At 67.5% G+C, this 23,590-nt stretch carries 22 protein-coding genes and 1 pseudogene; 1 reads left to right on the top strand and 22 read right to left on the bottom strand.

The genetic code is table 11. The features are described 5' to 3' along the window. Window positions 1-115: 115 nt before the first annotated feature. From BN972_RS09245 to BN972_RS09190, 12 genes are all read right to left on the bottom strand, one after another. Window positions 116-2,806: a fumarate reductase/succinate dehydrogenase flavoprotein subunit gene (locus BN972_RS09245; protein ID WP_036355270.1), complete on the bottom strand. Its 2,691-nt coding sequence runs from the start codon at window positions 2,804-2,806 to the stop codon at window positions 116-118. Further along, window positions 2,806-3,543, bottom strand: coding sequence for an ABC transporter ATP-binding protein (locus BN972_RS09240; RefSeq protein WP_172831276.1), 738 nt, complete (start codon window positions 3,541-3,543; stop codon window positions 2,806-2,808). Before BN972_RS09240 ends, BN972_RS09245 begins: the two co-directional genes overlap by 1 nt. Further along, window positions 3,540-4,388, bottom strand: coding sequence for an ABC transporter permease (locus BN972_RS09235; protein WP_036355265.1), 849 nt, complete (start codon window positions 4,386-4,388; stop codon window positions 3,540-3,542). Before BN972_RS09235 ends, BN972_RS09240 begins: the two co-directional genes overlap by 4 nt. Then, window positions 4,385-5,782, bottom strand: coding sequence for an ABC transporter substrate-binding protein (locus tag BN972_RS09230; RefSeq protein ID WP_036355264.1), 1,398 nt, complete (start codon window positions 5,780-5,782; stop codon window positions 4,385-4,387). The genes BN972_RS09235 and BN972_RS09230 overlap by 4 nt, the downstream gene beginning before the upstream one ends. 25 nt (window positions 5,783-5,807) lie before the next feature. Beyond that, window positions 5,808-6,038: a 4Fe-4S dicluster domain-containing protein gene (locus tag BN972_RS09225; RefSeq protein WP_036355262.1), complete on the bottom strand. Its 231-nt coding sequence runs from the start codon at window positions 6,036-6,038 to the stop codon at window positions 5,808-5,810. Further along, window positions 6,035-6,772: a GntR family transcriptional regulator gene (locus BN972_RS09220; RefSeq protein WP_036355260.1), complete on the bottom strand. Its 738-nt coding sequence runs from the start codon at window positions 6,770-6,772 to the stop codon at window positions 6,035-6,037. The genes BN972_RS09225 and BN972_RS09220 overlap by 4 nt, the downstream gene beginning before the upstream one ends. 195 nt (window positions 6,773-6,967) lie before the next feature. Next, a complete protein-coding gene (locus tag BN972_RS09215) occupies window positions 6,968-9,793 on the bottom strand; it encodes an aminotransferase class I/II-fold pyridoxal phosphate-dependent enzyme (protein WP_080696747.1) in 2,826 nt (941 codons plus the stop codon). A 16-nt stretch (window positions 9,794-9,809) separates the two neighbouring features. After that, entirely contained in the window at window positions 9,810-10,250 is a 441-nt protein-coding gene (locus BN972_RS09210) for a DUF6636 domain-containing protein (protein WP_051545172.1), read from the bottom strand. Between the two features lie 239 nt (window positions 10,251-10,489). Further along, window positions 10,490-10,906 carry a hypothetical protein gene (locus tag BN972_RS09205; protein WP_036355258.1) on the bottom strand — a complete coding sequence of 139 codons (417 nt, stop codon included), beginning with the start codon at window positions 10,904-10,906 and terminating at the stop codon, window positions 10,490-10,492. Then, a complete protein-coding gene (nusB, locus tag BN972_RS09200) occupies window positions 10,903-11,403 on the bottom strand; it encodes a transcription antitermination factor NusB (RefSeq protein ID WP_051545171.1) in 501 nt (166 codons plus the stop codon). The genes BN972_RS09205 and nusB overlap by 4 nt, the downstream gene beginning before the upstream one ends. Window position 11,404: 1 nt before the next feature. Further along, window positions 11,405-11,968 carry an elongation factor P gene (gene efp / locus BN972_RS09195; RefSeq protein ID WP_036355256.1) on the bottom strand — a complete coding sequence of 188 codons (564 nt, stop codon included), beginning with the start codon at window positions 11,966-11,968 and terminating at the stop codon, window positions 11,405-11,407. Between the two features lie 15 nt (window positions 11,969-11,983). Further along, window positions 11,984-13,102: a M24 family metallopeptidase gene (locus BN972_RS09190; protein ID WP_036355253.1), complete on the bottom strand. Its 1,119-nt coding sequence runs from the start codon at window positions 13,100-13,102 to the stop codon at window positions 11,984-11,986. A 33-nt stretch (window positions 13,103-13,135) separates the two neighbouring features. Here BN972_RS09190 and BN972_RS31345 point away from each other — a divergent pair, with 33 nt between their 5' ends. Then, window positions 13,136-13,861 (top strand): B-4DMT family transporter, encoded by a 726-nt coding sequence (locus BN972_RS31345; protein ID WP_036355251.1) that lies wholly within the window; start codon window positions 13,136-13,138, stop codon window positions 13,859-13,861. On the opposite strand, the gene aroQ is transcribed toward BN972_RS31345, so the two are convergent. The 10 genes and pseudogenes from aroQ to BN972_RS09135 form a co-directional block, all read right to left on the bottom strand. Then, complete coding sequence (gene aroQ, locus BN972_RS09180) at window positions 13,851-14,285, bottom strand: type II 3-dehydroquinate dehydratase (RefSeq protein WP_036355249.1); 435 nt, start codon at window positions 14,283-14,285, stop codon at window positions 13,851-13,853. The two genes, BN972_RS31345 and aroQ, sit on opposite strands and share 11 nt — an antisense overlap. A 46-nt stretch (window positions 14,286-14,331) precedes the next feature. Next, window positions 14,332-15,420, bottom strand: a complete 1,089-nt coding sequence (gene aroB / locus BN972_RS09175) for a 3-dehydroquinate synthase (RefSeq protein ID WP_036355247.1) — start codon at window positions 15,418-15,420, stop codon at window positions 14,332-14,334. Next, a complete protein-coding gene (locus BN972_RS09170) occupies window positions 15,417-15,941 on the bottom strand; it encodes a shikimate kinase (RefSeq protein ID WP_036355246.1) in 525 nt (174 codons plus the stop codon). Before BN972_RS09170 ends, aroB begins: the two co-directional genes overlap by 4 nt. Before the next feature lie 6 nt (window positions 15,942-15,947). Next, window positions 15,948-17,156 carry a chorismate synthase gene (gene aroC / locus BN972_RS09165; protein WP_036355244.1) on the bottom strand — a complete coding sequence of 403 codons (1,209 nt, stop codon included), beginning with the start codon at window positions 17,154-17,156 and terminating at the stop codon, window positions 15,948-15,950. Between the two features lie 33 nt (window positions 17,157-17,189). Next, entirely contained in the window at window positions 17,190-17,609 is a 420-nt protein-coding gene (locus BN972_RS09160) for an A24 family peptidase (RefSeq protein WP_036355243.1), read from the bottom strand. Between the two features lie 11 nt (window positions 17,610-17,620). Next, complete coding sequence (locus BN972_RS09155) at window positions 17,621-18,445, bottom strand: shikimate dehydrogenase (RefSeq protein WP_036357099.1); 825 nt, start codon at window positions 18,443-18,445, stop codon at window positions 17,621-17,623. Beyond that, window positions 18,432-19,666 (bottom strand): annotated as a pseudogene (mltG, locus tag BN972_RS09150) (endolytic transglycosylase MltG). Before mltG ends, BN972_RS09155 begins: the two are co-directional and overlap by 14 nt. Then, window positions 19,659-20,165 carry a Holliday junction resolvase RuvX gene (gene ruvX / locus BN972_RS09145; protein ID WP_036357097.1) on the bottom strand — a complete coding sequence of 169 codons (507 nt, stop codon included), beginning with the start codon at window positions 20,163-20,165 and terminating at the stop codon, window positions 19,659-19,661. Before ruvX ends, mltG begins: the two are co-directional and overlap by 8 nt. A gap of 165 nt (window positions 20,166-20,330) precedes the next feature. After that, window positions 20,331-23,027: an alanine--tRNA ligase gene (alaS, locus tag BN972_RS09140; RefSeq protein ID WP_036355242.1), complete on the bottom strand. Its 2,697-nt coding sequence runs from the start codon at window positions 23,025-23,027 to the stop codon at window positions 20,331-20,333. Window positions 23,028-23,145: 118 nt separating this feature from the next. Continuing rightward, window positions 23,146-23,547, bottom strand: coding sequence for a secondary thiamine-phosphate synthase enzyme YjbQ (locus tag BN972_RS09135; protein WP_036355241.1), 402 nt, complete (start codon window positions 23,545-23,547; stop codon window positions 23,146-23,148). Window positions 23,548-23,590: the final 43 nt, after the last annotated feature.

Below are 23,590 nucleotides of genomic sequence, written 5' to 3'. Positions count from 1 at the left end.
TAACGATCGCTATGCCATGACCAGTGCGTGTTTTTGGTGGGCACCGAATGTGGGTTTACGCAGGAGAAGCGGTCACGAAGCCGTCAACAGGTCATACGCCGTGCAGCAGAATGAACTACGCACTCATGCCATGGAGCGCACGACGAGCGTAGGCTCGCACATCGGCGTCGTTGTCCTTGAGCGCGATAGCGAGTGCGTCCCGGGCGGCGGACTCGCCGGCCCATTTGGTCAGACTCAGCACCGCCGCCTTCCGCACGTCCAGATGCGTGTCCGCGACGGCGTGGGCCAGCTGGGGTACGGCGAGGTCGGCCGCCGCACCGGAGAGCGCTCGCGCCGCACCCACCCGCACCTGCCAGGCCGGTGCCCGCATCGCCTGTTTCACCGCCTCGAAATAAGCCTCGTCGCACCCTAATTCGGACATCGCCGCGAGCGCGGCGGCGCGCACCAGTGGGTCCGGGTCGGCAATCAGGGCGCCGATGGCATCCCGGCTCGGCTCCGACGGGTGCATAGCGGCCAGTCCTCCGGCCGCGGCGATGCGCACCTCCCGGTTCTCGTCGGCCGCGGCGGTGACGACGCCGGCCACGTCGTCGACGGACACCAATGCGCGCACGGCCTCGATCCGCACCTGGTGAACATCGTCATCGAGCCCGCGCCGGTACTCCGTCGCCGAACCGGCGCGCCGCGCCGCGAGCACATACATGGCCGCGGCCCGCACCACCGCATCTGGCGAGTCCAGATGCGGGCGGGCTTCGACGGCGTCGGGCAGCACCTCCACCAATTCCCGGATCCCGTCGGCGGCGGACCGGCGCACTGTGACATCGGCGTCGTCGAGCGCGGCGAACAGCGCCGGCGCGTAGCCGTCGGGTATGTGCTCGGTGAGGGCTGCCACCGCGCTGCGGCGCACTCCGCTGTCGGGATCGCTCAGGTAGGGCCGCAGGTCCGCGGTGGACGGCTCGTCGAGCGCCAGGACCTCGGCGATGCGCGGCGACGGGCGATGCACCGGCGTCGCGATACGGGTTCGCGTGGTGGTCGGGGCCTGTCCGCCCATCAGCGGCGGCTGCTCTACCTCGAACACGCGCCGATCCGTCGGCGGGAGTGCATCGAATTCCGGAACCGAGACCAGGTAGGGAGCCACCGGACGCTTCAGGAACACCATCCGGCCGTCACCGGGGTCCTTGCGCAGGTTGAGGTGGTAGCCCCACTCGCTGTCATCCCGCACGGGCAGATCGGCGCGGTCGTGGTAGAGCCCCCACCGTGACTCGGTCCGGGTGAGCGAGGACCGGGCGGCCATCTCCGCGCAGTCCCGGATGAAGGACACCTCGACCGCGCGCATCAGCTCGTGGGGGGTTAGTGCCCCCATCTCGGCGATCTCGTCGCGCATCCGGTCGAAGGTGCGGATCGCGATCGATAGCTTGGCCGCCGTCTTGGGCGGTGCGACATAGTCGTTGACGAAGCGCCGGAGCTTGTATTCGACCTGCGGCTGCGGCGGCCCGTCCGGGTGCCGCAAGGGGCGATAGATCAGCTCGTGCGCCGCACGCAGCTGGTCCTGTGGCAGTTGTTGTGGCGCAGCGGTTTCGGCGATCGTCGAGGCGGCGTGTTCACCGGCTAAGTCGCCGAAGACGAAGGCCCCGATCATGTAGTTATGCGGGACGCAGGCCAGGTCCCCGGCAGCGTACAAGCCGGGCACCGTGGTGCGGGCATGCTCGTCGACCCACACGCCGGACGCCGAATGCCCACTGCACAAGCCGATTTCGGAGATGTGCATCTCCACGTCATGGGTGCGGTAGTCGTGCCCCCGGTTGGCGTGGAAGGTGCCCCGGGTGGGCCGCTCGGTGGTGTGCAGGATGTTTTCCAGCGCCGTCAGTGTCTCGTCTGGCAGATGTGACACCTTCAGGTAGATCGGTCCACGGGCCGAATCGATCTCGCTCTTGACCTCGGCCATCATCTGCCCGGACCAGTAGTCGGAGTCGACGAACCGCTCACCGTGCGCGTTGACTTGGTAGCCGCCGAACGGATTGGCCACGTACGCGCAAGCCGGCCCGTTGTAGTCCTTGATCAACGGGTTGACTTGGAAGCATTCGATCCCCGAGAGTTCGGCGCCGGCGTGATAGGCCATCGAGTAGCCGTCGCCGGCATTGGTCGGGTTCTCGTAGGTGCCGTACAGATATCCGGAGGCAGGGAGACCGAGCCGTCCACACGCGCCGGTCGCCAGGATCACCGCCTTGGCACCGATCGCGACGAACTCCCCGGTGCGCGTGTGCAGCGCGGCGGCGCCGACGGCCCGGCCATCCGCGGTCAGCACCCGTACCGGCATCAGCCGGTTCTCGATCCGGATCTTCTCCCGCATGGAGCGTTGCCGCAACACCCGGTAAAGCGCCTTCTTGACGTCCTTGCCCTCGGGCATCGGCAACACATACGAGCCGGACCGGTGCACCCGGCGCACCGCGTACTCGCCGTGCTCGTCCTTCTCGAACTTCACCCCATAGCGCTCCAGCCGCTGCACCATGGCGAACCCGCGAGTGGCCGTCTGATACACGGTGCGCTGGTTGACGATTCCGTCGTTGGCCCGGGTGATCTCGGCGACATAGTCTTCCGGTTCGGCCTTACCGGGAATGACGGCGTTGTTCACCCCGTCCATGCCCATGGCCAGGGCGCCCGAGTGGCGCACATGTGCCTTCTCCAGCAGCAGCACCTGCGCACCGTGTTCGGCCGCGGTCAGGGCCGCCATGGTGCCGGCGGTACCACCGCCGATGACCAGCACGTCACAGTCCAGCCGGAGCTGCGGCTCGGTCGACGGTATCCGCATCATGCTGCCACCGAGTACTCAAGCGCGGCAATGACTTCGGCGCGCAGTTCGGTCCGCGGCGCGGTGCTGCGCGGATCCGGCACGTCGAGCACCGCACGCAGTGGATGACCGGCTCGGCCTAGCACGGCGATGCGGTCACCGAGTACCAATGCCTCGTCGACGTCATGGGTGACGAAGACGATGGTGGTGGGGTGTGCTCGCCAGGTATCGACGAGCAAACGTTGCATGGCCGAACGTGTTTGGGTGTCCAGCGCGCCGAACGGCTCATCCATCAGCACCGCACGCGGCGCACCCGCCAGACCACGGGCCAGCTGCACGCGCTGACGCATTCCGCCCGACAGACTTTTGGGCAGGTAGTGCCCGAAACCGGTGAGCCCGACTTCGGTGATCCAGCGTTCGGCCTGAGCGCGGCGGGTGCCGCGCGGCACACCGCGCAACCGCAATGCCAGCTCGATGTTCGACCGGACCGTGCGCCACGGCAGTAAGGCGTTGTCCTGGAACACCATGCCGCGGTCGCCCGACGTGCCGACCACCTCTGCACCGTCGGCCAGCACCCGCCCGCCGTCGGGCCGCATCAGACCCGCCAAGGCGCGCAGCACGGTCGACTTGCCGCACCCCGACGGACCGGTAAGCACCAGGATCTCCCCGGGCCGCGCCGCCAGACTCATCTCGTCGATGACTGGGATCCCGTTGTATGACAGGTGGACCCGATCCAGTTCCAGACTCATACCCCTCACCGCTTGGTTTCCTCTCCCCTCGGCAACCACCGGGTGAGCCGCCGCCCGACAAGTTCGACGGCCGCCGATGTCGCGAAACCCAGGACTCCGATCGTGATGATGCCGACGAACACCTGCGGGTAGGCCAGCACGGTGTAGTTCTGCCAGGTGCGGTAACCGACACCCAGCCGTCCCGAGATCATTTCGGCGGAGATCACGCAGATCCACGCCACCCCCATGCCGACCGACAGTCCGCCGAACACGCCCGGCAGGATGCCGGGCAGGACGACCTGAGTCAGCACGTCCCAGCGCCCGCCCCCGAAGGTCCGCACACTGTCTTCCCATAGCGTCGGCAGGGCCCGCACGGCATGCCGTGTGCTGACCATGATCGGGAAGTAGGCCGCCAGGAACGTGATGAACACGATCCCCGCTTCGTCGGTCGGGAACAACAGAATCGCCACCGGCACCACCGCGATCGCGGGAATCGGCCGGGCCAGTTCGGTCAGCGGGCCGAATAGGTCGGCGAACAACCGGGAGCGAGCCAGCAGCACACCCGTCGCGACACCGGCCGCCGCCGCCAGACCGAAACCGGTGAGAATGCGCAGCAGCGACTGGGCGAGGTCCAGCCAGTATTCAAAGGCGCCCAGCCGCCGGGTGAGCGCGGTCGCAATCTCGGTGATGGTGGGCAGCGTGTCGAATCGCAGCCAAAACCGCACCTTTTCGCCGGTGAGCAGTTGCCAGAGCCCCAGAGCGAGGGCCACCGACGCCAATCGCAGCAGCCGCGACCGCCACGGCGAGGGGAACCGGAGTGGTGCCGCGACGGGCTTGGCGGGTCCCACGATTCGGTCGGCTAGTTCGGCGGTCATAACGAATTCCCCACTGCCTGCTCGTATTCCACGTTCACTGCACCCGGATGCGCCGCCAGGTAGCGGCGCGCCCCGGCCACAGTGCCGAACGGTCGGTAATCGGCACCATCGCGCACCCAGACCGCCTTGTCGGCGAACCACCGGGTGCCCAGTTCGGCGTCGGGCACATAGGCGGCCCGGATTCTGGCGCCGCGTGCCCGCGCCGCTTTGATCGCGTGGAGCAGGGCGGTCGGGTTGGCGAGCGTCTGGGTCGAATCCGCACCATCCAGCCACAACTCGCTGGCCAAGGCCGGGTCACCACTGAGCACCGACGGATTACTGCTACGGGCCCGGCCGCCGTCGTAGTCCAGCCCACGCGCACCGAACACCGCCCGCAGCGGTCCGTCCTGCACGAACCCGTCGACATCGAGATCGGTGAAGTCACCGATGGACTTCAGGTACGGCACATCGCCTTTGAGCGCCTCGACCTGTGCCGACTTGAGCGTGCTGTCGAACGAGGTGCCGCCGGGACCGTTGTAGAGATACACCACCTCTTGCGGCAGACCGCTGGCGTCGGCGACGATGCGAGCCGCCTGCAACGGCCTGGTGTTCAGAAAGTCGTTGGCGTCCAGTTGTGCCTGCAGGAACGCCGCCAGCACCTCGGGATGCGCCGCCGCGTAGGAGCGACGCACCACGACACCGTGCAAGGTAGGCACGTTCAGCTCCGCACCGTCATAGAGCAACCGGCCCTTGCCCTGGTACACCAACAGGCCGGGCCACGCGACGAACTGTGAAAGCGCCTGCACCTGGCCCGATTCCAGAGCGGACGCGCCGACCTGTGGCTGCTGGTTGAGCACCTCAGTGGTATCCGAGCCGTGAATCCCGGCGCGATCCAGCGCCCGCACCAACGTGCCATGACCGGCCGAGCCCACACTCGCCGAGACCCTGGCTCCCCTAAGATCGGCCAGCGTCGTCGCCGACGAACCCGGGGCGACCACAACCATGTTCAGGGCGCCCTTGGGGTTATAGCCGGTGACTGACACCATTTCGGTGCGGGCCAACGGATTCGTTTGAGTCTTCGAACCGTTGATCAGCAGGGGATAGTCCCCCATCGAGCCGATATCGATCTTCTCGGCCAGCATCTGCGCGGTGATCGGCGCGCCAGTGTCGTAGTCCTGCCACCGCACGGCGTATCTGGTACCGGTGCGATGGGTGACATCAGCGAGCCGGTGCTCGAGGTAGCCCTGCGCGCGCAGCAACGTGCCCGCCGTCACGGTGTTGATGGTCTTGGACTGGTAGCCGACGACGACGTTGACGACTCCGTCGGACTCGGCCAGCGATTCCAGCGAACAACCGGACAGCAGAACGGTGAGCGTGATCGCGACGGACAGCAACCGCAGCGCGTGTCTTTTCATCAAGATCCTCGACCGACAGCCTGATTCAGCGCAGCAGATAGGGCATGTTCACCGTGACCGCCCCGGTGGGGCAGCGTGCCGCGCACGGCCCGCAGTACCAGCATTCGTCGACATGCATGAACGCCTTACCGGTGTCGGGATTGATCGCCAGTGCATCCAGCGGGCACACCTCGACACACAGGGTGCAGCCGTCGATGCACAGCGATTCGTCGATGGTGACCGGCACGTCGGCTCGGGTGTTGTCGATCAGTGTCAAGGCTTGCTCCTAATCAGGTTGCCGCGCATGGTGATTCGGTCCCCTCGCATCCTGATGTATTCCAGGTCGACCGGGCGCCCGTCGTCCAGGCTGGTGAGGCGCTCCAGCATCAGCAACGGCGCGCCGTTGGGCACCTGCAGCGCCACCGCCGAATGGGCGTCAGCGGGAATGGCTTCCAGCGCCAACGCCGCTGAGCCGAGCGGTTGTCCACTCACCTGCTCGATGAGGGCGAACAGGTCGTTGTCTTCCAGCGGATGCCCCAGGATCTGGGCGCCGATGTCGGGGGCCAGGTAGGTCAGGTCGAGGCTGAGCGGCAGGTCACCCAGGTACCGCAGCCGCTCGATGAAGACAGCATGTTCGCCGGGCCGCAGGCGCAGCCGATGTGCCACCGAAGGCGGCGCCGCGACCAGCATCGCGGCGCGCACCTGGTTGCGGACCTCGCCCTGACCGTTGAAGGTCTCTTTCAGCCCGAGCAGCGTGTCCAGGCCGTGCGCGTACTTGCGCTGCGCAACGTGCGTTCCGATCTTCGGCCCGCGGTCGATCAGGCCCTCGTGCTTCAGGACGCCGAGCGCTTCACGAACGGTGTTGCGGGAGGCCGAGAACTCGGCGGCCAACTCGTTTTCGGTGGGCAGCCCGTCGGGGTACGCGCCGGCGTGGATCTGCTGACGCAGCACGTCGGCAACCCGGCGGGCCCGGTCTGCCCGGGCGCCCTGGATCGGCACTGGATCTGCCACGCCGCCACGCTAATGCAGGTCAGCGGCGCAAAGTAGGGACCGATCGCAGCGCTGCTGAGGGTCCGGCCTATTGCGCCGGGCTCCGTCGTGCGTTACCTGCGATATCGGGGTCTCGACGGGTTATTGCGCCACCCCGGACCCACACCCGCAGTTCTGATCGCGCTGAAACTAATGCGGGTGACAGCCGACCCGGTCTCAGTTCACCTGGACGGTGTGTTCGTTCGCCACCATCGGCGCCTCGGGCGCCCGCGACGGCTCGGATCCGTTGCCGGACACCTTGGCACGCGTCACCGCCTTGCGCTGCGCCTCCATCCGCGTCAGCGCCTCCTGGGTGAAGACCGACAGTCCCAGCTCGTGGTTGTAGCCGTGGATCTCTTTGACGTCGAGCTGAGCCAGGAAATACACGATCTCCTTGGAGACCACCTGGCCCGGCACCAACACGGGGAAGCCCGGCGGATAAGGAACCACAAACGTGGTGGACACCAACGTCTTTCCCTCGGCAATCCGGCGTCCGGCCGTGCCGATGAGCACGTACTCGCGGTCCGATTCCTCGTAGCCGGCATAGAACGCGGACCGGGTATCGCCGTACACACTGCCTTCGGCGGGGCGGAACGCGACGTCGAACTCGCTGAAATCGGGCAGGTGCGGCAGATCCTCGGTGATCTCCTCGACGCGGCGCTCGTGCAGCGCCCAGTCGGCCGCACTCGCGGCCTCCTTGGTCCGGTCGAAGTCGGTGGCCACCCGGCGCAGCACGTCGAGCAGATGGTGAACGCTCGACCAGGTCACGCCGATGGTGAAGATCAGCAGGACGCTGTTGATCGAGGTCTTGTTGATCTGGATGCCGAACCGGTCCATCAGGATCTTCTCGCGGAAGTCGTAGCCGTTCATGCCGGTCTTGCCGAGAAACAGCGTGACCCTGGTCGGGTCCAGCACGAACTGGTCGGATCGCCAGGCCTCGTTCCACTCGTCGAGGGCGCCTTGGCGCACTTCGCGATACGAGCTGACGTGCGAAGCCCGGTATTCCTCCGGCACCAGATCGGACTCGTCGAGGATGCGGAACCACTTGCTGATCAACCGGTCTTTGCGGACCCGGTGCCGGAATACCAGCGCCATGTCGTAGACCTGCCGGACCAACTGGAAACCCTCGATGTCGACCTGGCGCCGAGCCAAATCCAAAGACGCCAGCAGCTGCTGGTTCGGGGAGGTCGAGGTGTGGGTCAGGAACGCCTCGCCGAAGGCGTCGCGGGCGCGGGCGTTGAAGTCCTGGTCGCGCACATGGATCATCGACGCCTGCCGAAAGGCCGAGAGTGACTTGTGCGTCGAATGCGTCGCATACACCCGCACCCGCGCCTTGTCGGGGTCGGGCAGCAGCCGGTGGTTGACCCATTCCGAACGCGGAATGCCCTCCATCGCCGCGGCCCACAGCCGGTACTCCTGGGCGTATTGCGGGGAGTCCAGCATCTGTTCGAGCTTCTCGGCCGACACCATGGCGGTGCGCTGCCGGGCCCAGGGCACCGCGGTGGCGAACGCGAACCACGCCTCATCCCACAGGAAGCAGATGTCTGGCTTGATCGCCAGCACCTCTTCCATCACCTGCCGCGGGTTGTAGACGACGCCGTCGAAGATGCAATTGGTCAGCAGCAGCATGCGGACCTTGTCCAGCTGCCCGGCCGCTTCGAGGTCCAGCAGCGCCTTCTTGATGGTGCTCAGCGGGACCGCCCCGTAGATCGCGAACTGCGGCAGCGCGTAGGACTCCAGGTACCGCGGGTAGGCGCCCGCCAGCACCAGCCCGTAGTGGTGCGACTTGTGGCAGTTGCGGTCGATCAGCACGATGTCGCCGGGCCGGGTCAACGACTGCACCACAATCTTGTTGGCGGTGGAGGTCCCGTTGGTGACGAAGTAGGTGTGGTTGGCATTCCACGTCACCGCGGCTTTGTCCATCGCCTTCTTGATGTTGCCGTGCGGGTCGAGCAGTGAGTCCAAACCGCCTGAGGTGGTGGACGTTTCGGCCATGAAGATGTTGCGTCCGTAGAACTCGCCCATGTCCTGCAACGACTTCGAGTTGAAGACGCTGGCACCACGGGCAACCGGCAGCGCGTGGAACTGGCCGACCGGTGCCGCGGCATAGGCGCGCAGGGCGTCGAAAAACGGTGTGGAGAACCGGTTTCGCAGCCCGGCGATCACGGTGCTGTGCAGGTCCGTCACATCGTTGAGCCGATAGAAGGTGCGGTCGTAGACGTCGGGCTCATCGTCGCCGCCGGCGGCGATCGATTCGTCGGTGAGCAGGTACAGGTCGATGTGCGGCCGCAGTTCGCGGATCCACTCGCCGCATTCGACCCAGTCGTGCGTGCGGTCGGACACCGGTATGTCGTCGTTGGCGCCGAGCAGCGTGTTCATCAGCGGTACCCGGTCGCGCGAGCGCAACGGCAGATCGTGGCGGATGATCGCGGCCTGGATCTCGCCGTTGAGCGCCACCGCGGTGATAGCGTCCTCGACGCTCGGCGCGACCAGGATCTCGAACTGGATGTCCTCGGCCGCGTTGCGCAGTTGGCGCAGCGCGTCGACCAGGCAATCCGGAGCGGTGCACGGGGAATCGTCGGCCAGCAACACGGTGTAGAACTGCTGCTGCTTGGCCTGGGCCACCAGCTCCTGGTCGGCCAGTGGCGCCGAAAGGTCGAATAGCGCTGTGCGGTCACCGTATTCGGACAGCAGCCGGACGGCCTGGGACACCTCTTCGGCCAGACGCACGGTCGACAGGCTCTCCAGATGTGAGCGGAATGTCGCCAGGTTGTCCGCGCCCGGGTACAGCCAGTACCGCTCGTAGGCGGCGATGCGGTCCATCAACCGCTTTACCTTGGCGAGGTCGTGGGACTTGTCCAGGCCGGCCAGGTCGACCTCGGCGAGGTGACGGCAGGCGTCATCGAGCAGGTTCCAGGTGTCGATCCGTGTGTACGACGGGTTGGCCACCGCGGCCAGTGCCGAGACGCGAAGTCGCCGCGGACGGGCGTTGTATCTGGTCATGTATCACCCTTCGGCGTCAGTGCAGTTCGTAAGCATCGCGGGAAAGACGGAAATAGTGGCCGGTGCTGTGATCCGTGCAGGTGATGCCGGACTCCTGGCTCTCGCACGTTATCGAGTTGAATGACCGGCTTTGACCGTACTGCAGCACCGGGTAGCCGGTGCCCAGAATTGTGTCGCTGTGACAAGTCATTTGGGCTGGGGCGCCCTGGTGCATGCTGATCCGGCTGCCCCACGCGCCCATGCACGGGCTCGGGCGCGGCGGCAGTGGGTAGGAGTGCTCACGGATCTCGCAGCCGGCGAAGGCCGAGCCTTCCATCGGCCCGATGCCGCAACCGATGTTTCCCGACGGCGTCTGGAAAAACTCGAGGCCGTCGGCGTGCGCCGTCGGCCCGGGCGCTGCCAGCGCCGTGATGGCGAATGCCGCGACGAACGCGGCGCTCGCTCTGCTCAGCATCATTGCCGACAGCTTTCCATCACGTCGCTATTGTGTCTCCCCCTCGCTCACCGCACGAGCTTTTCTTCGGGTTTGATTTACACCCCGCGCACACCGCCGTGGCCAAGCCTTGTTCGTTTCAGGGAGCCGTCGTGCCGGCGTCATGCCGGCGTTGCACCGCTGCGCAGTTGCCTGCCGGGACCGAGATGCCCGCGCCACCGGTCGTTGGCCCGAGTGGGACAGTGCGGCCTTGTGTCAGCTTGCTACAGCGACTGGCCAGGAGCGTCGTCGTCGCTGTCGACGATCTGCTTGTCGCCGCGGTTGCCGAGCGAGTTCTCCACCCACTTGAGCATCGGCAGTTGCGGAAGTTCCCAGCGCCGTCCGGGTAGATCGGTGACGTCACTCAGCGAGCGGACCACCCCCTGGGTGAGGCCCATGATGGCGGCCATCACCGGCAACAGTGGCTGCAGCGGTTTGGCAGCGGTGCGCACCGTACTGATGCGGCGGGCCAGGATCAGGCGTTCGATCGTGTGATACACCAGGGCGCCCACACCGAGCGCGAAGATCGCCAGCACCGAGGCAACGATCGTCCACCCGAATGCGGCGCTGACCACCGCGCCGACCACCACCGCAACGGCCGCCAGGACGGCGATGACCACACGCAGCTCGAGGCGTGTCATGAACCCGCTCCACGCACCGCTTGGGCCGCCGCGCGGATCTGCGGCGTTACCAGCATGACCTGGCCCAGCACCCCGTTGATGAAGCCGGGTGAGTCGTCGGTCGACAACTCCTTGGCCAGCTCCACCGCCTCGTCGACGGCGACCGGTTCCGGCACGTCCTCGGCATAAAGCAGCTCCCACACCGCAACCCGCAGAATTGCGCGATCCACCGCCGGCAGGCGGTCCAGCGTCCAGGCCTGCAGGTGCGAGGTGATCAGCTCGTCGATGTGGGCGGCATGCTCGGCCACCCCACGCGCTACGCCGGCCGTGTAGGGATGCAGCGGAGCCACATCTGGATTGGATTCGGCGAGCGCGGTACGCAGATCGACCAGCTCGACCGGGCTCATCCCGCGCGCCTCGGACTCGAAGAGCAAGTCGACCGCACGCTTGCGCGCGCTGTGCCGGCCCTTCAGGGGCTGTGACCGCCGGCCAGGCTTACTCGCTTTCCCCTCCGGCATGTCAGGTGTTGACCCGACCCAGGTAGCTGCCGTCGCGGGTGTCCACCTTGAGCTTGTCGCCGGTGTTGATGAACAGCGGCACCTGGATCTCGGCTCCCGTTTCCACCGTGGCGGGCTTGGTGCCCGCGCTGGAGCGGTCCCCCTGCAGGCCCGGCTCGGTGTGTGAGACGACGAGCTCGACGGAGACCGGCAGTTCGATGTAGAGCGGTGCTCCGTTGTGGAAGGCCACCTGTACGGGCAGCCCTTCCAGCAGGAACCGCGCTGCGTCGCCGACCAGCGACTCCGGCAGCGGGTGCTGTTCGTAGTCCTCGCTGTCCATGAACACGAAGTCCGAGCCGTCGCGGTACAGATAGGTGGTGTCGCGCCGGTCGACGGTGGCGGTGTCGACCTTGACTCCCGCGTTGTAGGTCTTGTCCACGACCTTGCCGGACAGCACATTCTTCAGCTTGGTGCGCACGAAAGCCGGCCCCTTGCCGGGTTTGACGTGCTGGAACTCGGTGATCGTCCACAACTGGCCGTCGATGACCAGGACAAGTCCGTTCTTGAAGTCAGCAGTGGTCGCCACGTTCTTCTATATCTCCTACAAGATGGCCAGTTCCTTCGGGAACCGGGTCAACAATTCCGGGGTCTGCCCGGTGGTCTGCGAGGTAGCCGACGTCCTACTTGGCACCACCAGCGTGTCCTCGATGCGGACACCGCCGCGGCCGGGTAGATAGACGCCGGGCTCCACTGTCACCACGGAGCCCGCAAGTAGTGTACCGGCGGAGGTTGCCCCGATGCCTGGCGCTTCGTGGATCTGCAGGCCGACTCCGTGCCCCAGACCGTGGCCGAAGTGCTCGCCGTATCCCGCGTCGGCGATCATCTTCCGCGCCGCACCGTCGACGTCACGCAGTTCAGCGCCCGGATGCAGGGCTTCCCGGCCGGCCCGTTGCGCTTCGGCCACCAGCTCGTAGATCTCTAGCTGCCAGTCGGCGGCGTTGCCCAGCACGAACGTCCGGGTCATGTCGGAGTGATAGCCGGCCACCAGGGCGCCGAAGTCGATCTTGACGAAATCACCCGAGGCAAGCACCGCGTCGGTGGGCCGATGGTGCGGAATCGCGGAATTCGGCCCGGCCGCCACGATCGTCTCGAACGAGATCGCATCGGCGCCGTGATCGAGCATCAGATTCTCCAGCTGGCGGCTGACCTCGCGTTCGGTGCGACCCGGCCGCAGTCCGCCGCGCTCGATCAGATCGGTCAGGGCCGCGTCGGCCGCCTCACACGCCAGGCGCAGAAGTGCGAGCTCACCGGCGTCTTTGACCTCCCGCAGCGTCTCTACGGTGCCCGACGCGCGAACCAGCTCGGTGTTGTGTCCCTCCAAAGCCGCGGACAACGCGTCCATGCCGTCCACCGTGACGACATGGCTCTCGTAACCGAGTTTCCCCACCCCGTCCTGCCCGGCGCGGCCCGCCAGATGCCGGCCCACGGCCCGCTCGATGGCCACTTCCAAATCGGGCGCCTGCTGCGCCGCCTGGGTGCGATAGCGCCCATCGGTGGCCAATACGGCCTCCCGATCGTCGGCAAACACCAGCAACGCGCCGTTGGATCCGCTGAATCCGGATAGATACCGCACATTTATCAGGTCCGTGACCAGCATCGCGTCTAGTCCGGCGGCATGGATTTTGGCTTTGAGGTTGTGTCGACGCTGGGAATGTGTCACGACCCTTGACGGTACTCGCTACGCTGTTTGCCCATGAACAAGTGGATGCTGCGTGGATTGGTCTTTGCCGCCGCGATGGTCGTTCTTCGCCTTTTCCAAGGGGCGCTGATCAACGCGTGGCAGACGCAGTCTGCGCTGATCAGCATTGTGCTCCTGACGCTCTTCGTGATCGCGTCCGTCCTGTGGGGCTTGCGCGACGGCCGCGCCGACGCCAAATCCAACCCGGACCCGGACCGACGTGAGGACCTCGCGATGATCTGGCTGCTGGCCGGCCTGGTGGCGGGGTTGGTCAGCGGCCTGGTGGCGTGGATCATCGCGCTGTTCTACAAGGGCATCTACACCGGCGGGTTGCTCAACGAGCTAACCACTTTCGCAGCGTTCACCGCCCTGCTCGTGTTCGTGTTCGGCATCCTGGGCGTGGCGGTCGGCCGCTGGCGAATCGACCGCAAAGCCCCGCCGCCGGAGAAGCACGACGGCTCACATGACCGCCAGGACACCGACGTGTTCTCCGCAGTGCGTGAGGACGAAAGCCCGACGGGTGAGATCCCGCGGCAGTCGCAGGGCGGCGCCCAGACCGAAGAGCGCACGTCGCCGGTGGCCACCGCCGAACGCGATGAGCCGACCCAGGTCATTCGCACCGGCGACCGCGGCAGCGAAGACAAAACCGAGGTGATCCGCACCGGCGACAGCAGCGAGGCCAAGACCGAGGTGCTCAACCTGGACGAGGCGACCAGGCCGCACAAGAAATCTACCGAGTAGCGGCCAGGTAGCGCAGGGCCAATAGGTAGCCCTGGACGCCCAGGCCCACGATGACCCCGGTGGCGACCGGACTCAGGTAGGAGTGGCGCCGGAACTCCTCCCGCGCATACACATTTGAGATGTGCACCTCGATCAGTGGCCCGCTCAGCTCGGCGCAAGCGTCGCGCAGCGCCACCGACGTGTGGGTGAGGCCGCCGGCGTTGAGTATCACCGGTTCGGAGGCATCGGCCGCGCGGTGGATCCAGTCCAGCAGTTCGGCTTCGCTATCGGTTTGCCGCACAATGGCTTTGAGGCCGAGGTCGGCGGCTTCGCGCTCGATCAGGGCGGCCAATTCGTCGTGGGTGGTGCTGCCGTAGACGGCGGGCTCGCGCTGGCCCAGGCGACCGAGGTTCGGGCCGTTGAACACGTTTACGCTCGAACTCATGGCGCCACTCCTCCGCATCGCCGCGCTCTGCATCGTCGTGGGCGCGTCATGGCGCGCACACTCCCGCGTAGGCCGTCACCAGCAGGCCCGGGTCGGGCCCGACCAACCGGCCCGGCTTGGCCAGCCCGTCCAGGACCACGAACCGCAGCACACCGGCGCGGGTCTTTTTGTCCCCGGCCATGTATTCCAACAGCTGGGGTAGCGCGTCGGCGTCATAGCTGACCGGCAGACCCAGGGACGTGAGGATGGCGCGGTGGCGCTGTGCGGTTTCGTCGTCGAGTCGTCCGGTGAGCCGGGCAAGCTCGGCGGCGAAGACCAGGCCCACCGACACAGCGGCACCGTGCCGCCACCGGTAGCGCTCCCGGCGTTCGATCGCGTGCGCCAAAGTGTGCCCGTAGTTGAGGATTTCGCGAAGCTCCGATTCCTTCTCGTCGGCCGCGACGACTTCCGCCTTGACGGCGATGGCACGCCGGACCAGTTCGGGTAGCACGTCGCCCTCCGGGTCGAGTGCCGCCTGCGGGTCGGCCTCGATGAGGTCCAGGATCACCGGGTCGGCAATGAACCCGGCCTTCACCACCTCGGCCATCCCGGCCACGATCTCGTTGTGCGGCAACGTCTTCAGCGTCGAAATGTCGACCAGCACCGCCAGCGGTTGATGGAACGCTCCGACCAGGTTCTTGCCGGCGTCGGTGTTGATGCCGGTCTTGCCGCCGACAGCCGCGTCGACCATGCCGAGCAGCGTGGTGGGCACGTGCACGATAGAGACACCGCGCAGCCAGGTCGCCGCGGCGAATCCGGCGACATCGGTGGCGGCGCCGCCGCCCAGGCTGACCAAAGCATCCTTGCGGCCGATTCCGATCCGGCCCAACACTTCCCAGATGAAACCCACGACGGGCAGGTCCTTACCGGCCTCGGCGTCCGGGATCTCGATGCGATGTGCGTCGATCCCCTTGTCTGCCAACCTGGTCCGGATGGTCTCCGCGGTCTGCGTCAGCACCGGCTGATGCAGGATGGCAACCTTGTGCCGGCCGGCCAGCAGCTCGTCGAGTTCATCGAGCAACCCGGTGCCGATCACCACGGGGTACGGCGGGTCGACGGCCACCTCGATGGTGACCGGTTTGCTTATTTCTGTCATTTGGCAGCCTCTACCTGAGTGTTCAGCCGCGACACGATGTAGCGGACGACCGCGCCGGGGTTGCGGCGGTTGGTGTCCACCCGGATGGTCGCGACGCGGCGGTACAGCGGAACGCGCTTGGCCATCAGCTCACGGAATTTCTCGGCGCGGTCCGGCCCGGCCAGCAGGGGACGCACGGTGTTGCCTCCGGTGCGCCGTACGCCTTCGGCGGCGCTGATCTCGAGGTAGACGACGGTGTGGCCGTTCAGTGCCGCGCATACCCCGGGGCTGGTGACCGCTCCCCCGCCCAGCGACAGCACACCGTCGTGCTCGGCCAGGGCCGCACGGATCACCTCTTCTTCGATGCGACGGAACTCCTGCTCGCCGTCGGTGGCGAAGATGTCGGCGATGGTGCGTCCCGTCTTCTGCTCGATGGCCGCGTCGGTGTCGAGCATGCCGACCCCGAGCGCCTTGGCGAGCCGACGTCCGATGGTCGACTTGCCGGAACCGGGTAAGCCCACGAGTACCGCTCTGGGAGCCATCTGCGGCTAGCTTCCGGCGGCGCGGGCGGCCGGGGCCTCCCGGTCGGCAACCGTGCGCTGGTAGGCCTCGATGTTGCGCCGGGTTTCGGCCAGCGAATCGCCGCCGAACTTCTCCAGCGCCGCGCGGGCCAGCACCAACGCCACCATCATCTCGACCACCACGCCGGCGGCAGGCACCGCGCACACGTCGGAGCGCTGGTGGATGGCGACGGCCTCATCACCGGTGGCCATGTCGACGGTGGCCAGGGCCCGCGGCACCGTGGAGATCGGTTTCATCGCGGCGCGCACCCGCAGCGGCTGGCCGTTGGTCATGCCGCCTTCCAGTCCCCCGGCGCGATTGGTCGAGCGCACGACGCCGTCGGGTCCGGGATACATCTCGTCGTGGGCGCGGCTGCCGCGGCGGCGGGCGGTCTCGAAACCGTCGCCGATCTCCACGCCCTTGATCGCTTGGATGCCCATCACCGCTGCGGCCAGTTGGCTGTCGAGGCGGTTGTCGCCGCTGGTGAAGGAGCCCAGGCCGACCGGCAGACCCAGGGCCACCACCTCCACAACCCCACCCAGGGTGTCGCCGTCTTTTTTGGCCGCTTCGATCTCGGCGATCATCGCCTTCTCGGCCTGTGCGTCATACGCCCGGACCGGGCTGGCGTCGATCGCGGGCAGGTCCTCGGCGCGCGGCGGTGGGCCGTCGTAGGGTGCCGACGCGCCGATCGAGATGACGTGCGAGAGCACCTCGACCCCGAGCGCTTGGCGCAGGAATGCCCGCGCGATGGTGCCGGCCGCCACCCGGGCGGCGGTCTCGCGGGCGCTGGCCCGCTCCAGCACGGGCCGGGCGTCGTCGAAGCCGTACTTGAGCATGCCCGCGTAGTCGGCGTGGCCCGGCCGCGGCCGGGTCAACGGTTCGTTGCGGGCGCTGTTCTCGAGGTCGGCGGGGTCCACCGGGTCGGCGGCCATCACGGTTTCCCACTTCGGCCATTCCGTGTTGCCGATTTCGACGGCGATGGGTCCGCCCAGCGTGCTGCCGTGGCGTACACCGGCCAGGATCGTCACGGCGTCGCGCTCGAATTTCATCCGCGCTCCGCGCCCGTAACCCAGGCGGCGGCGGGCTAGTTGGTCAGCGATTTCGGTAGACGTGACGTGCACGCCGGCGACCATGCCTTCGACCATGGCTACCAGCGCGCGGCCGTGGGACTCCCCGGCAGTGATCCAGCGCAACACCCGAACATCTTCCCATGTACGACTGAGCGCCAGTTAATCCAGCAGAGCCCAACCCGCCGCTGCCGCAGTGGCGACCGCCATCGACGGACCGTGCGGAACGACGCGTGCGCGGCAGGCCACCGCGATCGACGCGGTCAGCAGCGGCGCGGCGATCGCCGCGAGGAACCACACGTCGGCGCCGAAGCATCCGGCCAGGCCTCCAAGGCCGATCGCCAACTTCACGTCACCGGCGCCCATCGACCCGGGGGCGATCAGGTGCACCACCAGGTATGTCGCGGTCAGCGCCGCCGCACCGGCCAGCGCCGGGCCGCTGTGACCAGCCAGCACCGCGCCGACCAGGATCACCCCGGCGCCAGGCAGGGTGAGCGCATTGGGCAGCCGTCGTTGCCGGATGTCGAAGCAACACAGCACCGCCATCCAGGCCAGCACCAGGGTCGCCGCTGCGATTCGCATGCAGCGGCAGGTTAATCCGTTGCCGCCAGGGCGCAAGTCATTGCTTCGCGCGGCGCTGGCAGGCCGGTGAACTGCTCGACCTGCGCAAACGCCTGGTGCAGGAGCATCTGCAGACCGCTGACCACCCGGCCGCCGGCGGCGGCGACGGCGGCCGCCAGCGGCGTGGGCCACGGGTCGTAGATGGCGTCCAGCAGCACCGGGACGGCGGCGAAAGTGTTGGCGTAGCGTGCGGCCACCTCGGCTGGGATGGTGCTGACCAGGACCGCCGCGGCGGCTACCTCGCCGGCCAAGCCGGCGTCGTCGAGACCGCAGTACCGGGTCGCCACACCCACTCGGGCACCGAGCTCCACCAACCGCGAGGCCTTGTCCGGATTGCGGGCCACCACGGTGATACCGGTGACGCCCAGCGTGGCCAGACCCACCACGGCCGCCGGGGCCGTGCCGCCCGAGCCGCACACCAGCGCATGCCCGTGCTGTGGCCCGAGCGCCCCGGCCACGCCATCGATATCGGTGTTGTCGGCCCGCCAGCCGGTCGCTGTGCGCACCAGGGTGTTGGCTGACCCGACCTGCTCGGCGCGGCCGGTGCGCTCGTCGGCGAACCGCAGGGCGGCGAACTTGCCGGGCATCGTCACCGACACTCCGACCCATTCCGGCCCGAATCCGCGCACCACCTCCGGCAGCTGCTCGGCGTCGCACTCGATGCGTTCGTAGGTCCAGTCGGTCAGTCCCAGTGCACGGTAGGCGGCCAGATGCAATAGCGGGGAACGGGAATGGGCGATCGGCTTGCCCAACACGGCCGCTTTACGAGCGGCTCCAGCGGCACTAGCGGGAGGAATCGAGGACACCGTTGTGCTTGGCCAGCTCGATGTTCGCCAGATGCTGCTGATAGTCCCGGGTGAACAGCGTCGTCCCCTGCGCATCGATGGTGACGAAGTACAACCAGTCACCGGGCGCGGGATGTTCGGCTGCGTGCAACGCGTCGACACCGGGTGAACAGATCGCCGTGGCCGGCAGCCCCTCGGCCATGTAGGTGTTCCAAGGGGTCCGGAGCGACCGGTCGGCGTCGGTGGTCGCCACTTCGCGACGGTCCAGCGGGTAGTTCACGGTGGAATCGAACTCGAGCTTGCGGTGTTCGTGTAGCCGGTTGTAGATCACCTGGGCGACCTTTGCGAAGTCCCCCACGTTGGCTTCCTGCTGCACCAGCGACGCCACCACCAGGATGTCGTAGGGCGACAGGCCCAGCGACTTGGCCGTGTCCACGAGTCCGGACGTGAGGTAGGACATGCTGCCCGCGTTGATCAGGCTCGCCAGGATCGTCTCGGCCGATGCCGCCGGGTCGATGTTGAACGTGCCCGGCGCGACCAGGCCTTCCAGGCGCCGGTGGTCATCGCCGAGTTCCCGCACCGGCTCGACCGCCCAGTCCGGAACTTGCAGCGCCGCCGGGGTGCTTTTGCCGGCCGCGGTGCGCAGGTCGGCGACCGACACGCAACGCTCGTTGCCGTCGAGGTCAACACAGGTGGCCCGGGAGATCAGGGTCAATATCCCGGGCGTCGTCTTGTTCGTCTTCATGTCGGTGGTGTCATCGAGCTGGCGCCCCTCTGGGATCACCAGCCTGCCCACCCGGCTGTTCGGGTCGATCAGCCGCTTGACGGCATTGGCGGCCGGGATCTCGGTGCGCATGCGGTAGAACCCCGGCTGTATCGCGGTGATCGCGGCATTTCCGTGGGCGGCGTCGACGAACGCCCGCACCGTGCGCACCACGCCGCGCTCGAGCAACGTCTGCCCGACCGCGGTGGTTGAGTCACCGGCCTGGATCTGAATGACGACGTCACGCTTCCCGTCGCCGGTGAAGTCGTCCTCGTTGCCCGACAGCATGTGCCACAGTTGCGAGCCGACCAGCACCGCGGCGACCACGACGACGACGAGCAGTCCGATCGCGAAACCCCCGGCGAACCGCCGCCGGCGGCGGGTGCGCTCGGCTTTTTTCGGTCGGTCCGTGACTTGCGATGCCGGCTCGGGCTCACCGCCGCCGGCTTGGCCTTCTCGCGCTCAGACATTGGCGGCTTCCGCGCCGGACCCACCGATCAGGGCGCGACGCTGATCGAGCCACCCTTGCAGGATCGCCACCGCGGCGGCCTGGTCGATCACCGACCGCTGCTGCTTGGCGCGGACACCGGCCTCGCGAAGCGAACGCTGGGCGGTGACGGTGGTCAACCGCTCGTCGGCGAGCCGCACCGGCGTGGGCGCGACGCGTTCAGCAAGCTCGCCGGCCACCTCGATGGCGTCCTGGGCGGACTGACCGATGCGATCGGCCAGCGTGCGGGGTAGGCCGACGATCACCTCGACCGCCTCCAGCTCCGCGGCCAGGGCGGCCAGCCGGCGGACATGCTTTCCGGACCGGTCGCGGCGCACGGTCTCCAACGGGGTGGCCAATATGCCGTCCGGGTCGCTGGCCGCCACGCCGATGCGCACGGTGCCTACGTCTATTCCGATGCGACGGCCCCGGCCGGGGTCTGACTCGCCCGGGCGGTCAGGCTGACGCTGCGGCGATCGCAAGGGCGGCGAAGCCGGTCGCGGCGGATCGCCGCCATGTGACTGCGGCGATCGCAAGGCCGGCGAAGCCGGTCGCGGCGGATCGCCGCCATGTGACTGCGGCGATCGCAAGGGCGGCGAAGCCGGTCGCGGCGGGTCGCCGCCATGTGACTGCGGTGTTTCGACCACTCAGCCGACCCGCGCTATCTCTGCCCGGACCGCGTCCAGTGCGGCGTCGATGCCCGTCGGATTCTTCCCGGAGCCCTGGGCCAGATCGGCCTTGCCGCCGCCGCGCCCTTCGACCGCCAGCGCAAGCTGCTTGATGAGTTCGTTGGCCCGAATTCCGAGGTCCTGGGCGGCGGGGTTGGCCGCCACCGCGTATGGAACGGTCTGGCTCTCCCCCTCGGCGATCAGCGCCACCACCGCGGGATCGCTGCCGAGCTTGCCGCGGATGTCACCGACCAGCGAACGGAGGTCCGCCGCCGTCATACCGCTGGACATGCGCTGCGCCACCACCCGGACGTTACCGATGCGCTCGGCTCCCGCTGCGGCATTGGTGGCAGCCGCGCGGGCGTTCGCCAACCGCGCCCGTTCGAGTTCCTTCTCGGCCGCCTTGAGCCGCTCCACCAGGCTGGCCACCCGGGCGGGCACCTCTTCCGACGGCACCCGCAGTGACGACGCCAGGCCGGCCATCAGCGCGCGTTCCTTGGCCAGATGTCGGAAGGACTCCAGCCCGACGTATGCCTCCACCCGGCGCACCCCCGAACCGATGGACGACTCGCCCAGGATGGTCACCGGGCCGATCTGCGCCGAGTTGTGCACATGGGTGCCGCCGCACAATTCCAGGGAGAACGGTCCGCCGATTTCGACAACCCGCACCCGGTCGGGGTAGCTCTCGCCGAACAGCGCCATCGCGCCCATCGCCTTGGCTTTGTCGAGTTGCTCTTCGAAGGTGTGCACCTCGAAGTCGGCCTGCACCGCTTCGTTGGTGACCTCCTCGATCTGGGTGCGCTGTTCCTCGCTCAACGGCCCCTGCCAGTTGAAGTCGAAGCGCAGGTACCCCGGCCGGTTCAGCGACCCGGCCTGAACGGCGTTGGGCCCCAACACCTGCCGCAGCGCGGCGTGCACCATGTGGGTACCGGAGTGGCCCTGGGTGGCGCCCTTGCGCCAGCCCGGGTCGACCGTCGCGACGACGGTGTCGCCCTCGACGAATTCGCCGGACTCGACGTTGACCCGGTGTGCGTGCAGGGTCTTGGCGATCTTCTGCACGTCGGTGACCGCCGCCCGGGCGCTGCCGCCGGACCCGACGCCGCTGATGCTTCCGGCGTCGGCGATCTGTCCACCGGATTCGGCGTACAGCGGGGTACGGTCCAGGATCAACTCGACCCGGTCAGCCTCGGCGGTGTCGCCGTGCGAGACCACGGGCACTCGCTTGCCGTCCACGAAGATGCCGAGAATCTTGGCTTCCGAGGTCAACTCGTCAAAGCCGGTGAATTCAGTCGGGCCGGCGTCGACCAGCTCGCGGTAGGCGGTCAGGTCGGCGTGCGCGTGCTTGCGTGCGGCCGCGTCCGCCTTTGCCCGCCGGCGCTGCTCGGCCATCAGTTCGCGGAAGCCGGCCTCGTCAACACTGAGGCCCGATTCGGCCGCCATCTCCAGGGTCAGCTCGATCGGGAACCCGTACGTGTCGTGCAGGGTGAACGCATCGGAGCCGGAGACCACCGTGGTACCGGCGGACTTGGTGGCATCGGCGACGTCCTCGAACAGCTTGGACCCCGACGCCAGGGTGCGGTTGAACGCGGTTTCCTCGGCCACCGCGATCCGATTGATCCGCTCGAAGTCGGTGACCAACTCGGGATACGACGGGCCCATCGCGTCGCGCACGGTGGCCATCAGGTCCCCGACGACCGGACTGTCGATGCCCAGTAGCTTGGCGGACCGGATGACCCGGCGCAGCAGCCGGCGCAATACGTAGCCGCGGCCGTCGTTGCCGGGGCTGACGCCGTCACCGATCAGGATCGCGGCGGTGCGGCTGTGGTCGGCGATGATGCGGTAGCGGACATCATCGGGGTGGTTGCCGACGTCGTATCCCCGGGGTGCCCGCGCGGCGACGAGATCGATGACCGGGCGCAGCAGGTCGGTCTCGTACACGTTGTGCACGTTCTGCAGCACCAGCGCGATGCGCTCCACACCCATGCCGGTGTCGATGTTCTTGCGGGGCAACGGCCCGAGGATCTCGTAGTCATCCTTCGAGGTGCCCTCGCCGCGCTCGTTCTGCATGAAGACGAGGTTCCACACCTCGAGGTAGCGGTCTTCGTTGGCGATCGGGCCGCCGCCGACGCCGAATTCGGGGCCACGGTCGTAGTAGATCTCCGACGACGGCCCGCACGGTCCCGGGATGCCCATCGACCAGTAGTTGTCGGCCATGCCGCGGCGCTGAATCCGCTCGGCCGGCAGCCCGGCGATTTCCTGCCACAACCCCGCGGCTTCGTCGTCGTCGAGATACACGGTGGCCCAGAGTTTTTCCGGGTCGAGGCCGTACCCGCCGTCGTCGACCGGGTTGGTCAGCAGCGCCCAGGCTAGTTCGATGGCCCGACGCTTGAAGTAGTCGCCGAAGGAAAAGTTGCCGGCCATCTGGAAGAAGGTGTTGTGCCGGGTGGTGATGCCCACCTCGTCGATGTCCGGGGTGCGGATGCACTTCTGGATGCTGGTGGCGGTCGCATACGGCGGGGTCCGCTGACCCAGGAAGAACGGCACGAACTGCACCATGCCGGCATTGACGAACAACAGGTTGGGGTCATCAAGGATCACCGAGGCACTCGGAACTTCGGTGTGACCCGCCTTCACGAAATGATCAAGGAACCGCTTCCTGATCTCGTGTGTCTGCACTTGCGCTTCTTCCTTAATTCCGGTCCTTGATGTCCGCGCGCGTGGTCGCGGTCGCCACCAGCCTATTCGCCGGTGCGTGGCTGCCGAAGTCGTATTTCGGCCCGCTTAAGCCTCGCATTTACCCTTCGACGAAGCTCAACCGGACCGACCGCTTCGGATTGTCACGGTTGAGGTCGACCAGCACGACGCTCTGCCAAGTGCCCAGCTGCGGCTCGCCCGCGGTGACCGGCACCGTCACCGAGGGCGAGACGATCGCCGGCAGCACGTGATCGGCGCCGTGGCCGTAGGAGCCGTGCGCGTGCCGGTAGCGGTCGTCGCGGGGCAGCAGCCGTTCCAGCGTGTCCACCAGGTCGTCGTCGGAGCCGGCACCGGTTTCGATGACGGCGACACCAGCGGTCGCGTGCGGGACGAAGACGTTGCACAGGCCATCGCCCAGCGAGGAGCAGAACCTGCGTACCGCATCGGTCAGGTCGACGATCTGGCGACGTGAAGTGTCCACATCAAGTACGTCTGTCTGCATTCAATAAAGCCTACGACGGCCAGGGATTCCGCGATGTGACCAT

Origin of the sequence: Mycobacterium asiaticum DSM 44297, assembly GCF_000613245.1 — a bacterium.
Classification (GTDB): domain Bacteria; phylum Actinomycetota; class Actinomycetes; order Mycobacteriales; family Mycobacteriaceae; genus Mycobacterium; species Mycobacterium asiaticum.
Note: the sequence above shows the minus strand (reverse complement) of the source record. Positions and strands in the feature narration are given on the sequence as shown.